We start from the raw sequence: 14029 nt of genomic DNA, 5'->3' as shown, positions 1-14029 counted from the left end.
GCTCAGAGGTAAAGGAGGGCGATGAGCGAGCAGCACGCAGCTAGCAAACAGGATAAGCGCCCTGCGCGAGCCGAAAAAATCGATAAGGAAGCGAAGCAGCCTGCCCGCCGCCACGCGAAAACCTTAAATAATGCGCCTGCTCAAATAAGTTTTCCCACCGAACTTCCAGTAAGTGCCCGGCGGCAAGAAATCGCCGCAGCTATCAGGAATAACCAGGTGGTAGTGGTTTCCGGGGAAACTGGTTCCGGGAAAACTACCCAGATACCAAAAATCTGCCTAGAGCTGGGCAGAGGACGCGGCGCCCTCATCGGACACACGCAGCCGCGCCGGATTGCTGCTCGCTCGGTGGCTACCCGGATTGCCAGTGAGCTGGGGGAAGAGCTGGGTAAAACCATCGGCTTCCAGGTGCGTTTTACCGATGTGGTCTCTAGCAAAACCATGGTGAAGTTAATGACGGACGGGATTTTGCTCGCGGAAATCCGCACCGATCCCCTGCTGAAACGCTATGACACTATCATTGTGGATGAAGCCCACGAGCGCTCCCTGAACATTGATTTTATTTTGGGGTATTTGGCGCGCCTGTTGCCACGCCGCCCGGATTTGAAAGTCATTATCACCTCGGCAACTATTGATTCCCGGCGTTTTGCTGAGCATTTTTCTCGCCCCTCTTCCCCGGTGCCGATTATTGAGGTATCTGGTCGCACCTACCCGGTTGAGATACGTTACCGCCCTCTGGATGGCTCGGATAGCGGGGATGAGGACGAAGTAGGAGAAGAGGAAACCCCCGGGGAGAACCGCAAGAACCTTTTTAACCAGCAGAAATCGGGAAGCGCCCGCGGTGAAGCGAAAGACCAAACCGAGGGAATCTGCCAGGCGGTTGATGAACTTTTTGCTGGCGAGTCCGGGGATATTTTGGTGTTTTTGGCGGGCGAACGCGATATTCGAGACACCGAGGTCGCCCTCGCCGCGCATCTAGGTTCGCGATATGTGCGCGCCGGCGAGCGTACAAACACTCCGGGAGCAGTAGAAATCCTGCCGCTATTTGCGCGATTATCCCCGGCAGAACAGCAACGAGTTTTTGCCCCGCACCCTTATCCGCGGATTGTACTGGCCACCAATGTGGCGGAAACTTCGCTAACCGTACCGGGTATTAAATATGTGATTGACCCTGGTCTGGCGCGGATTTCTCGCTATTCGCAGCGCACCAAAGTGCAGCGCCTACCGATTGAAGAAGTATCCCAAGCCAGTGCCCGCCAAAGGGCGGGGCGTTGCGGGCGGATTAGCGAGGGGATTTGCATCCGCCTGTATTCGGAAGAAAATTTCCTGGCACGCCCGCGTTTTACTGAACCCGAGATATTGCGTACTTCCCTAGCTTCGGTGATTTTGGCGATGGCCTCGCTAAACCTGGGGAAAGTGGCCGATTTCCCCTTTATTGATGCCCCGGATCCGCGGCAAGTCCGTGACGGGGAGCAGTTGCTTTACGAATTGGGGGCTCTTTCGGAGCGGAGCGAAAACGCCGAGGGATATCGCCTTACCAAGTTGGGCAAACGCCTCGCCAAGTTACCGATTGACCCCCGACTGGGGAGAATGCTGCTAGAGGCGGAGCGGCGCGGATGCGTATCGGAGGCATTAGTTATTGTTTCGGCGCTGTCGATGCAAGATGTACGCCTGCGACCTATAGAGCATCAAGAGGCCGCAGATCTAGCCCATTCGCGTTTCTTAGATTCCAGTTCTGATTTCCTGACTTACCTGAATCTTTGGCGCTACCTGCGCACCCAATCCCGTGACCTGTCCGGGAGCGCTTTTCGAAAAATGTGCCAACGCGAATTTTTACATTACTTACGTACTCGAGAATGGCAAGACCTAACCCACCAACTGCGGCAGCTTTTAAAAGAATTGGGAATCAGTGCCCGCCCCTTGGCGAAACCCTCCCGCTCAAGCTACCCGGTAGACCCGGAATCCCGAGACCTGATTGCGGCTTGTCAAAGCCTTACTTCCAAGCATTCTGACACGGACGCAATTCACCGTTCTCTGCTGGTCGGAATGCTATCTGGGATTGGCAATTGGGATCAGCGCGCCAAACAATACCTGGCGCCGCGTGGCGCTCGCTTCATGATTTGGCCCGGTTCGGGGCTCTCAAACCACACTTTCGATTGGGTAATGGCTGCCGAACTGGTGGAAACCTCCCGGCTTTTTGCCCGCAACGTTGCCCGGGTTAATCCTGATTGGATTATTCACGCCGGAAAGCACCTGGTGAAACGTTCTTATGGGGAGCCGTATTGGTCGAGCAGGAAAGGCAGCGCAATGGTGCCGGAGCGCATTACCCTGTATGGCCTCACGATTGCCGCTGATGTGCCGGTTCCCCTGTCCCGCCTGGGCAATCGAGAGATGCCTGCGCTATCGCCGGTAGCAGCTAATCTTGACCTGCCCGGCGAGCAAAGTCCGCAAACCGCCCGGGAGTGGGCGCGCGCCCTCTTTATCACTAATGCGCTGGTCAGAGGGGAGGCCCCTTTGAACTATCCCTTCTTAAAACGCAATGAAAAGCTGCTGCAACGCGCCCTAGAAGTTGAGCAGCGTACCCGCCAAGCCGGAATGGTTGCCGGCGAGGACGCTTTGTCGGCATTTTTCGCTGCCCGCTTGGGCAAAGAGGTAACCAATCCGGGAACTTTTGCGGCCTGGTTCAAACGTCAAGATGACCCCCATATTTTGGATTATTCCGAGGACGTGTTGTTGCCGTCTGCTGCTACCGCTTGCGCTCCCCGCAACTATTCCAGCGGTGAAGCCGCAGATAAATCGATTGGAAGCCAAACCAATCTGGCGGGCAAACTCACCCAGCTTTCCACTTCGGGTTTCCCTGACCACTGGGTGGGGGCAGAGTTTAGTTTGCCCCTACAATATCAGTTTGCTCCCGGCAAGGAAGAAGATGGCATTACCTGCCAGGTTAGCTTGGAACAGCTGCCCTACCTTAATCCGCAAGAGTTTCAATGGACAGTGCCGGGGCTGTGGCCAGAGCTGTTCACCGCGCTGATTCGGGCGTTACCGAAGGCGGTGCGCCGCCAGTTAGTTCCTGCCCCGCAGGTGGGGGCGGAAGTAAGCGCGTGGATTGAGCGGGAACTGGCCAATCCCCCGGCTGCTACCGGTACAGAGGGAAACCACGAACCTACCCCGGTGCAGATTAAACAAGAGGAAGCGCTGCAAGCTTCCCTGGGACGCCTAGCTGCTTGGGCGGGGATTGACACTGACATTAAAAACACTGGTAGCAGCAACAACCAGTCTCAGAGTCAAGGAAACGCCGGCAACGCGACAGCTACAGCCCCGCCAGTGTCTGCCAATAGCGCAGGGCGCGAAAAAAACACCGACGCCTCAAAAGACCGCACCCCCGCCGCTGCCGCTAGCGCTGCAAGCACTGTTGAAAAGGATAGCCACCGCAATCAAGCAGAATCCGCAAACAATAACCATCAAACTGCCCCCTCCCGTCCGCTGGCTCAGCTTTTCATCGCGGCTCTTGACCAGCTACGCGCCGTGGAGGTAACCGAGCAAGACTTTTCCCAGGCGATCACCACCTTGCCCGCCCATTTGCGGATTCGCTTTGCGTTGCACGTAGGGAAAGAACAAATATATTCTCGCGATCTCGAAAAACTGCAGAAGCGCTACGGTAAAAAAGGGCGCGCCGCCCGCAAACAGGTAATCCGGGAAGCGCTCTCGCAGGTAAGCAAAGCCGAAAGCAGACAGAAAAACCCTGTCCATTCCCAAACGAGGCGTAGCAATCAGGAAGCTACTAAGGCTTCCAAGCAGCGTTTCCCGGAAACAGATTATGCTCACACTTGGCCACAAATACGCGGGAAAGAAGCAGTATTACCTGCTGAGATAACCACTGCTGTTGGCGGGGTGCCTGGTAGAGCCTTCCCAGGCTTACTGCCACAGCGTCTTCCTCGCCCCTTTGGGCTATCCCTCCTTTCTGGTTCATTAACCAACCGCTATGAGCCACAAAATGCCGGTCAGTCAGCGACCAATCACAAATCTATTCCCGGACGAAAAGACTCAACTACCGATAATCGCAAGGCAAGTTTTCCGGTGCGGGTAGCGCTATTTGATACGCCCGAACCGGCCAAAATCGCCCACCACTTTGGGGTTGCCTGTTTGCTTTGTTCCCAGCTGCACCTACCTCCGGCAAGAATCTCAACTCGCTGGTCAGCACATCTAGCGCTTAACATTGCCGCGTTACCCTACGAGAAAGCGGTTTTACTGACAGATTTAGAGCTGTTAGCGACCCTTTCCTGCCTGAAGAAAGCAAAAGTTGATACCTGGCTGGTGCGTGACGCGAGTGCTCTAAGCCAGCTTGCCAGGGATTTTCGTGACCGGTTCGAGGACGAAGTTTACGCCCTCTCTAAAGAGTTGGCGAAGATTGGGGAAATATATCGTGAGCTAGGTTCTTCACTGTCTAAACATTTTCCGCTGAGTGCCATCGAGGATGTAACCCAGGTGCGCACCCAGCTGTCAAAGTTGATTTATCCCGGTTTCATTTGGGACTTGAACCAGTATTTCGATGATTTAGGGCGCTATCTGCAAGCGGTTCTTAACCGTTTACAAAAAACCCACCAAGGTCAAAACACTGGCAATCTCCAAGAACAGCAGGCTCTGGCTATTTGGGAGGACGCGCGCGACAAACTTGAAAAAAGCGCCGATACCGGGGTGAATTTCTCCCAGGTAGAAGAATTATTGCGCGCACGAGGACTGCTGGAAGAGCTGCGGGTTTCTATATTTGCACAGTCCCTGGGAACTCGAGAAAAAGTATCTTTGAAGCGTCTTACGAAACTATTAAAAGACAGTCGGCACTAGGGTCTACTTTGTCTGTCCACTATCGAAACGTTCTAGGACAATCCCTCCAACTAGCAAGATAACCCCGGTTTCCACCCGGAAAAGTATTTGGATTAAAGTTCCCAAACCGGGTAGCACTGTATGTAGCACCGGATTGTAGTTATAAGCATTGGGAATACTGGCAACCCACGGTCCGATAAGCGGGGCAAAAATCCCGGCAATAAACACCACAATCCCCAACACAATCAAGGTTCGTCCTTTACATAACCGCAGCTTCTCAACCATGATTTATCCCCTTTCAAGCAATCAGTAGCGGTTTTACCTGCACAGCAAAGGTAACATTGTCCCCCCCTATAGCAATAGTAAAGTTGCCGCGACTATCAGGGTGATTAGAGTGCCAACCCCTAAACCAATCGCTACCCCAGCGAAAATTTCGGTTTTCGCACCCGACCTTTTCCCAGTGGAGAGATTCGACGGAGAACCGGTTGGCGTGGGAACTGGTGGAAAATGAACTCGCGAAGAAGAAACCGCAGGAGTGGGCGGGATTTGCGGGATTTCACGCGGATTACTAACCGCTACCGGCACGCCCTCAGGCTTAAAAACAGATTCCCCTGCCCTGGTCGCGACCGGCTGTGTTTCCTCCGGGGCTCCCCCGTCCGTCTGGATTGCTGTTTCCAGCACCCCTACGCCCTCATCAGCATTAACCATAATCGCGGGAGGTAAACCTACAGCTTGCCCAGCGGCTACAACTGGCGTTACCGGATAATCAGCTAGGTGACCGAGCGCCGTCTGCCCCGACTGCGTTTCTGCCTCATTATGAGCGGGAATAATCGGTTTTACGGAAGCAAGTGAAGTTTTCGCATCTGGCGGAGAAACGCGCACTACCTCGGCTAATGGCTGCACAGGTGGAGGTTCGGTAAAAACGTCCAGAGCCCCTAGGGAGCGCACCTTTTCAATTACCGATTTCAAGAGGACGTAGGTCTGGGCAGCACTAGGGCGCACCGAAGTTTCTTTTGCGAGCATTTGGGTAATCACATTCCACAAGGCGCTGGGAATTCCCGGAAGCATTCCCGGCATATCGTAGAACTGATGGTTTAATACCTCCCCCACAGAGCCTCTAAAGGGGGTAATTCCACAAAGCAACTCGTAAAGGATTACCCCCAGGGAATAAACATCAGTTTTAGAACTAACCCCTTTGCCCTCAATCATTTCGGGAGCCATGTAATAGGGCGTGCCGGAACGTTTCGTGGTTTGGATTTCATAGCGAGGATCAATCCACCTGGCTAAACCGAAATCTGCGATTTTTGGGATTAGATAACCACCCTGCTGCTTTAACAAAATATTGGAGGGTTTCAGATCACGATGCACAATCCCTGCTTGATGAATCAGGGAAAGACCCGCGGCAATCCCCATACAATAGTAGACGGCATCAAGAGGGGTTAGCGTTCCCTTGTGTTTAAGCAGCTCCCCCAAATCTCCACCATCGGTATATTCCATGATGATTGCCATATATTCCGGGGTTTGAATCAGGTCATACACTTCCACGATATTTTGATGCCGCACCCCGGTTACCAGGTCTTTCTCCATTCGGAAACGTTGCACAATCCCCGGTTTAATCGCCAGTTTGGAGCGCAGAATCTTCGCGGCATAAAGATTTCCCTGCCGGTCAGCCACCTGCCAAACTTCACCCATCGTGCCTGACCCTAGGGCTTTCAACAGGCGATAGCCAGCGATAGTACCTGCCACTTGTAAAGGATATGCAGATGCCGAGACAGAAGGCACTGTAGGAGACATGGCCTGATTCTGGACAGAAGACGGCGCCGCCCCAAGATTAGCCGTTATCTTCTGCTGACCGCTCATACTTCCTCTTTAAACCAGCCCTGTCACTTTCATCATTCAGTTTAAGGGTTAAACAGAGTGAAGTGGGTATTGTGCGCTATCTTGTTTTGAACCTATCGTTTTCCAACTATCTTTCGCAGTTCTCGCAGGTAAGCAGGATGATGTCTAGGTTTTTCACCCCGGCACGTCCAAGTGAAAATGTTCTCTGCTTTAAAGTCACGAGAACATTTCGAACAGGCTAAAACCCGAGTGGGAGTGCGGAAACGCTCCACGCGATGACCGGCTTTACACACCCCTATCCAGGGCGCAGGTAGGGAGGGCGCATCCGCAGGTAGCGTACGTTCAGCTCGTCCTCCGAGATTTTTAACTGCCTGCTGCCAGCGCCGACCATGCCCCGCCCGCGGTCCAACCAGGGCGTGAGCAACCTCATGTAACACGACTTCCCGCGCAGTAGCACAGTCATAAAGCGGTATCAGGTAGCGGGAAAAACTGATTCGTTTATCAGCAAAATGACACGCCCCTGCACGACGACGGGCGTGATCCACCCCGACCTCCCAATCCTGCAATCCGCAGGCATCAAGAGCGCGCCGTGCCAGTTGTAAAACCTCGTCCAAACTACCTACTTTCAGAAAAGCCAGATAAACCATAAACTAGGGCTGTTCCCCTGAATCTTAACGGAGGCAAACTCCAATATGACAACATCACCAGGCAGACCACAGGCAGTGTCGGTCAGACGGACATTAACACGCGAAAAACTATTCGCTGCGGCACGTGAACTATTTGCCAACGAAGGACTAGGGAAAACCGGGGTGAAACCCCTATGTGAAGCCGCCGGTTTTTCACGCGGAGCTTTCTATTCTAATTTTTCAGCCTTTTCCGATTTTTTGCGTCAATACATTCACGGCGAATTTGCCCAGGTTTCTCGCCAGCTTTCCCAGGTACAAGCCCTCATCAAGGCATCTTTACCCCCGGAGGATAACCCCTCTACAGGTTTTTTCTTAACCTCCCATTGGTCACGGGTAGCGGCAGCCATTTCTGAAACCATGCTTTTTGAACGCGAATTCGTGCTGGTACTGACCGAACTACGGGTGTACGCAGCGCGAAATAGAGAATTTTTTCCGATTCTACGCCAAGAAATAACAGCCATTGAAGAACAACTAGCGCAAATAATTACCGGATACCTGCAAACTTTGGGTTTACGTCTACGCGTCGCCCCTCTAGATTGCGCATTCACCGTAATCGCTCTGTGGCAAGCAGACCTGATAAATCGATCCGGACAGGCAACTTCAGGACAAATAGTGCGCCCCTCTAGTCATTTCTTAGAAACTGCTCTCCCCTGCTGCCTGGCGGGAATGGTAGCGACAGAATAATCTGAGGGCTATACGCTAGGGAAAAGCAAAACCTGAAGCTCGTCCTCGTAAAAGGGAAACCCTGGCAGCAAGAATCCTTGCTCTAATGCCCTAGGCTCGCGCCACTTACCGGAGGGAGCGTAGACCAGGGGAAATTAATCCACTTATCGGTATGTTTCAGCACATAATCAGGCTTAATAATCGACCGAGATTTTACGTAGATACAGGCGGAGCGTGCCTCAGAAACCGCGACCCGTTCGCCCTCAGATCCCGAGGGAAGCCCACGTTCACGAATCAGGCGCATCACCAAATCGAGGGTTTTACCAGAATCCGCCACGTCATCAACAACCAATATTTTTTTACCAGACAGTGCGGAAACATCCATTAACGGAGGAATCAACACCGGTTCGGGCAAGGTTTCCTCTATATCGGTATAAAACTCTACATTCATAGTGCCGATAGCTTTTAGCCCTAACGCATATGACAGCGCCCCGGCAGGAAGTAAACCGCCACGCGCAACTGCCACCACCAGCTCAGGCATCCATCCGGAATCAACTATATTTTGCGCGATTTGGCGGGTAGCGTCCCCGAATCCTTGCCAGGTAAGAACTTCTCTATTGGTGTTATCTTCCATGGAACTAGCCTAGTCATCTTTAGGCAAGATTTTGAAACTGTGGCTAATATTTTTCTGCCACTTCATCGCTGTTCTGCTATCAACAGGCTAAATACTATTTACGAAAAAAGAGCTCCAATGTTGGGCATTACTCTCCGATTTTACCTGCCCATAAATATAAAGATATAAAGATATGAAAATAGCGGAGCGGATATCCCCTTACATACGCACTCGTTACGCCAGGATTCAGGGAATCAGGGCTACCAAACTCACCGGCGAAAGGATTTAAGATGACTAAAATACTATTCGTTTGTACTGGAAACATCTGTCGGTCAGTAATGGCACAAGCCGTAGCAACCCAAAAGAGCGAAGAAGAAATGCTTGATAACCTGTTCTTTGATTCGGCGGGGGTATCCGATGAGGAGCATGGTAACCTGCCAGATTATCGCGCGATTCAAATCTTAGAAGAGCATGGTTGGCTAGTTCCTACCCATTATGCCCGCCAGATACAACCTAGTGATTTTGAAGATTTTGACCTACTCTTAGCTATGACCAGCGGGCATCAGCGCGCCCTAACTCGTATGGCGCAACGCTGGGGAGCTGATGAAAGCAAAGTCCGTCTATACCGCGAGTTTGACCCCGAAGGCGCTCCGGGTGATATGGAAGTTCCAGATCCTTGGTATGGTGGGGCGCGAGAGTTCGCCGATACTTTGGAAGTAATTGAGCGAGTAACTCCGGTAATGCTGCAGGCCCTCTCCAGTCTCTCCTAGATATTCCCTCTAAAGGCGTAACCCATACCAAAGTTCGCGTGACGTTATCACCCTCCCAAGACAAAACCACCCTCCCGCATCTACAACTTCTAGGCATATAACCAGGCAACCACGCTCACCTGAGCAACTTTTCCGCCCTCCTGATTTCAGGAATGTGCGCCGTTTTCACCCTCCCGAGACAAAAGCACCCTCCCGATACCGGCAAAACGCCTCAATATCGACCACATTTCCCCTCTCGGGAGGGCGCAACCGCACCGGGAGGGTCAAAACGTCACCCAAAAAGGGCGCGGCGGGTAAATACGCGAAAGTAATGACAGAAGGGCGGGGGAAAGTTTGATCCGAGTAGGTGCGGTGGGCATAAGAATTTGGAAAACGCCGCCACGTTTTCCAAATTCTTGGGCAGGAGGACAAACTTTCCCCCGCACCCACAACTTCCAAACACGCAAAGGCGCGGCCGGTAAAAGATATGGGTTTAAGTACAGGAAAAGCAGGAGGAAAGTTTCTTCCAAGCAGACGCAGGTAGCAGTTTTATGCCGAAGGGTAGACACCCAAGCCACCAAGATTCCCTAGAATCGGATACCTGGTAATAAATCTAAAAATCTGTAAACCTTAGGGCGTTAAATCCGTGAAAATGCAAAGCACTTTTCACGGATTTCGGGGCGCGAGGCAAAAACCGCCCCCGCCGCGCGCGACAACCCTACAAAGTCGGTCCCAGAGACCCCGGAGTGCTTTTAGCAGCCAGATGGCAGCAAAGCTAAACCATTAACGCTGCTGCTTGGCGAGGGAAAGTTCCCGGCGACGACGGGCGGCAAATTCGGCTTGAATTTTGGCGTTACGGGGGATGCGCCGCATTAGGAACGACACTGCAGTAATCACTACAATCCAGACGACACTCGCTAGCATGGCATACAGGGTAGATTTATCTAGGGCGAGGACGAACACCATGCCCAGGATAAAAGCGCTGATTACGACTACCGAGAACAATCCGCCAGGCAGGGCAAAAATCGATTTACGATGCAGATGGGGCAAGCGACGGCGATACTCCACATAGGATGCAACAATCATTACCCATACGAACATAAACAACACGGAAGCTACCGATGTAACCAGGGTGAAAGCTTCCATGACGGTTCCCCCTACCGCCATTAAGGCGATGGATGTAAGCAGGAACAAACAGGTTACTATCAGGGCGTTTAGGGGCACTGAACGCCGGGAAAGGTTACGGAAAACCCGGGGGGCGTCGCTACGTAAAGCCATGGCGTACATCATGCGGGAAGTCGAGTAAACCCCGGAATTGCACGATGAAGCTGCGGAGGTCATTACTACTAGATTCACCAAAGAGGCAGCGAAAACTAGCCCTACTAGCGAAAACAATCCAACAAAGGGTGAAGTTTCAGGGTTAAGAGAGTCCCAGGGAGTTACCGACATTATCGCTGCTAACGCGAACACATAGAACAGTAGTACCCGAATCGGAATGGAGTTGATAGCTTTCGGTAATGATTTTTCGGGATCTTTAGTTTCGGCAGCGGTAGTGCCTACCAGCTCGATTCCTACGAAACTAAAAATAGCTAGTTGGAATCCGCCTAAGAATCCGGTGAAGCCGTTGGGAAAGATGGCGCTGCCACTAACGCCTGGATGTGACCACAGGTTAGTCAAGGTAGCGCGTTGCCCATCTGGGGAGGTAAATCCCACAATAACCATTACCGCTCCACAACAAATTAACGCAATTATGGCCACTATTTTTATCATCGAAAACCAAAATTCGGTTTCTCCGAATGCTTTTACAGTCATGGCATTTAGGGAAAACAGGAGCACTACCGTCAAAATTGCTGGTATCCATTGTGGTAGATGTGGCCACCAGAAACTAAAATAACCGGCGATAGCTATCACTTCCGCTGTTCCGGTCACAATCCAACATAGCCAGTATGTCCACCCCACTACGAATCCTGCGGTCGGACCTAGCAGGTCGGTGACGAAATCAGCGAAAGTTCCGTATTTGTGGTTGGAAAGCAACAGTTCACCCATACACCGCATTACCAGGTAGAGTACCGCACCAATAATGGTGTAGACCAAGAGAACTGACGGACCGGCGAGGTGGATAGTGCGCCCGGATCCCATAAATAATCCGGTTCCGATTGCCCCACCAATCGCGATTAACTGGATGTGCCGATTAGACAGGTTACGTTGTAATCCACCCGAATGACTTTGTATGATTTCATCAATATCTGCTGGTTTATTCGTCATTACTTTCCCTTACGCTAACCTGTTTTGTCTGCCTTGATTTTATGCGCATTTTCCCTCATGCAGTTAAGCGCGCTCACCTACCTCTCTTCCATTAGTTTCCCCAGAGGGCGATTAGACGGTACTAGACGCAGAGGAAACTTTCCCCCGCACCGAGGCGCAACAGGCAGCAACCAACGACAAGGGCGAGGACGATTTGTGTCTCGCGCCCCGAAATCCGAAAAGCTTTGGCATTTTCACCCTCCCAATACCGGCAAACCGCCCCAATACCGACCAAAATTCCCATCTCGGGAGGGCGCAACTGCACCGGGAGGGTCAAAACGTCACCAAAAAGGGCGCGGACAGTAAAAGATGTGGGAGTAACGCCAGGAACTACGGGGCAAAGTTTCGTCCGAGTGGGTGCGGTGGGCATAAGAATTCGGAAAACGCCGCCACGTTTTCCGAATTTCTTGGGCAGGATGACAAACTTTCCCCCGCACCGAGGCGCAACAGGCAGCAACCAACGACAAGGGCGAGGACGATTTGTGTCTCGCGCCCCGAAATCCGAAAAGCTTTGGCATTTTCACCCTCCCAATACCGGCAAACCGCCCCAATACCGACCACAATTCCCATCTCGGGAGGGCGCAACCGCACCGGGAGGGCGAAAATGTAGCGCGACTTAGGCGGAGTGGGCTTTTAGGTGGCGATAGCGGCAAAGCGTCGCGAAAATATCTTGGAGGCGGGGTGCAGCCAGGAACGCCGGGTAGCGTCCAGCGGCGAATGCCTGCCAACTGGAGGAGTCAAATTCGGCTGCGAAGCGGTGACAAGCGTCTGCGATGGTTTCTTTGCCGTTAGCACTGGTGACTAAAGCCCGGACCGCATAGGCAATAGCTTCTGCTTGTCCGGGATCAACTACTTGGGCGAGGACGGAAATATCGATTTCTTCCCGGTTAAGACGCAAAGTGGCGGTGCCTTCCGCGCGAGTTTTTTCGCGCCGCCCCGCAGGTGGAGGCGGGCAGGATAGCAGGAGACGTTTGCGCACTGCCACCTGCGGCCACTCGGGGGCTGCACTATCCGTACTGCTTGCCGCGTCTTCTGCCCCGTTCACTTCCCGCGCCCTGGCTGTGGCATCGTAGGGCAGATAATTCTCAAGCAATAACACCTGGTCGGCTAAATCCAGGAAATCTCCCGAGCCACCCATCACCATAATCGTGGAGACTTCCAGTTCATCCCGAATACCTCCCACCCGATCAACAAGCGGAATAATTGGCTCTGTGCGCACTAGCTTCCGCATTCGACTATCACGTAATAGCAGGTTGGTGGCCGAGGTATCTTCGTCAATCAACAGCGCCCGCACTCCACACTCTATTGCTTCGGTAATCGCCGCTGCCTGGGAGGTTGATCCCGAGGCATTTTCCGTAACAAACTGCCGCGTATCACTTCCCCCCGGAAGAGATCCGATAAATAAAGAAATATCGGTGCCAGTTATCGCCCGCCCGTCCTCGGCACGTACCTTAACCGCATCGGGCAAAGTGGCTACCAGTTCGCGCCCATCCCCAGGAATATGGGGATACACCGAACGCTCCAAGGCTTCTAGCAAGGTAGATTTACCGTGATAGCCACCCCCTACAATCACCGTGATTCCTTTGGGTATTGCCATTCCGGATATTTTCCCGCTATAGGGCAGCTCTACAGTTTGCACCAGAGACGAGGGCGCGTCCTCACCTAGCACCGCAGGAAGGCAGAAAGGAACCGCATTCTTCATGGGTAAATCGCTAATGCCGGAAGCCCGAGCCAGTAGCGCCCCATCAGCAACGAAAGCCACCCAGCCACGCTCATGAAGAATATTTTGCAACGCCACATGGTCTTTGAGGGTGTGAATATGGCGGGTGAGGTCGGCTATATCGGGGCCGTCGTCCTCCCCAAAACATACGACCTTGTAAATCAGTTCACAAAGGTCATAGTCGAGGAAACGCGCAAAGTTGTGACCGAGAATCCGCCGCCCCGCTGCCGGGAAAGGAACCTGTAGGCGCAGCTCTATCCCTTGCGCATTTATGGTAACCGAGGAGCGCTGCAAGATTTCCTGCCCGACTGGCGCAATCCTCAGCTCTGAGCCTGTTTTTCCGTGTGCGCGCGCTGTACCAAAGATTTTGCGGGCGCGACGCGCCAAAAAGTCGGCGGTTGCTGTTCGACCTAGCTTGTCCTCAACCATTTCTGGGGGAATTTCGGCGGTTTCTAGCGGAACCAGCACCCGACAGGCTGAGGGCGGGGCAAAGGGGTCAGACTGCACCCGGTCAATACAGAAAGTGAAATCCCCGAAACTCCATTGCCCAATCAGCTGTTTATAGCCCCCATAGGAGCGCCCATCTAGCGATTTTGTTTTCTTGATAAGTTCATCTGCCTCGCGCATAGTTACCTAT

9 protein-coding genes are annotated in these 14029 nt (G+C 52.8%); 3 read left to right on the top strand and 6 right to left on the bottom strand.

What is annotated here, in order from left to right; translation table 11 throughout:
- Positions 1–21 precede the first annotated feature (21 nt).
- Complete coding sequence (gene hrpA / locus PG728_RS05930) at positions 22–4839, top strand: ATP-dependent RNA helicase HrpA (RefSeq protein WP_270626337.1); 4818 nt, start codon at positions 22–24, stop codon at positions 4837–4839.
- Positions 4840–4842: 3 nt separating this feature from the next.
- Here the strand turns inward: hrpA and PG728_RS05925 are convergent, their stop codons facing one another.
- The 3 genes from PG728_RS05925 to PG728_RS05915 form a co-directional block, all read right to left on the bottom strand.
- Positions 4843–5103, bottom strand: a complete 261-nt coding sequence (locus PG728_RS05925; protein WP_072510725.1) for a hypothetical protein — start codon at positions 5101–5103, stop codon at positions 4843–4845.
- Positions 5104–5169: 66 nt separating this feature from the next.
- Positions 5170–6678, bottom strand: coding sequence for a serine/threonine-protein kinase (locus tag PG728_RS05920; protein WP_270626335.1), 1509 nt, complete (start codon positions 6676–6678; stop codon positions 5170–5172).
- Positions 6679–6770: 92 nt separating this feature from the next.
- Positions 6771–7304: a SprT-like domain-containing protein gene (locus tag PG728_RS05915; RefSeq protein ID WP_072510723.1), complete on the bottom strand. Its 534-nt coding sequence runs from the start codon at positions 7302–7304 to the stop codon at positions 6771–6773.
- A gap of 45 nt (positions 7305–7349) precedes the next feature.
- On the opposite strand from PG728_RS05915, the gene PG728_RS05910 reads away from it, so the two are divergent.
- Complete coding sequence (locus tag PG728_RS05910) at positions 7350–8027, top strand: TetR/AcrR family transcriptional regulator (protein WP_270626333.1); 678 nt, start codon at positions 7350–7352, stop codon at positions 8025–8027.
- 82 nt (positions 8028–8109) lie between these two features.
- Here the strand turns inward: PG728_RS05910 and PG728_RS05905 are convergent, their stop codons facing one another.
- Positions 8110–8640: a phosphoribosyltransferase gene (locus PG728_RS05905; protein ID WP_072510721.1), complete on the bottom strand. Its 531-nt coding sequence runs from the start codon at positions 8638–8640 to the stop codon at positions 8110–8112.
- Positions 8641–8909: 269 nt separating this feature from the next.
- Between PG728_RS05905 and PG728_RS05900 the strand changes: the two genes are divergently transcribed.
- Entirely contained in the window at positions 8910–9389 is a 480-nt protein-coding gene (locus PG728_RS05900; protein ID WP_072510720.1) for a low molecular weight protein-tyrosine-phosphatase, read from the top strand.
- A gap of 762 nt (positions 9390–10151) precedes the next feature.
- Here PG728_RS05900 and PG728_RS05895 read toward each other — a convergent pair.
- Complete coding sequence (locus PG728_RS05895) at positions 10152–11633, bottom strand: amino acid permease (RefSeq protein ID WP_270626330.1); 1482 nt, start codon at positions 11631–11633, stop codon at positions 10152–10154.
- Positions 11634–12288: 655 nt separating this feature from the next.
- The gene (locus PG728_RS05890; protein WP_270626329.1) at positions 12289–14019 is read right to left on the bottom strand and encodes an ABC-ATPase domain-containing protein; all 1731 of its coding nucleotides are present in this window, start codon (positions 14017–14019) and stop codon (positions 12289–12291) included.
- Between the last annotated feature and the right edge of the window lie 10 nt (positions 14020–14029).

Source organism: Varibaculum timonense (assembly GCF_027694345.1).
Classification (GTDB): domain Bacteria; phylum Actinomycetota; class Actinomycetes; order Actinomycetales; family Actinomycetaceae; genus Varibaculum; species Varibaculum timonense_A.
Note: the sequence above shows the minus strand (reverse complement) of the source record. Positions and strands in the feature narration are given on the sequence as shown.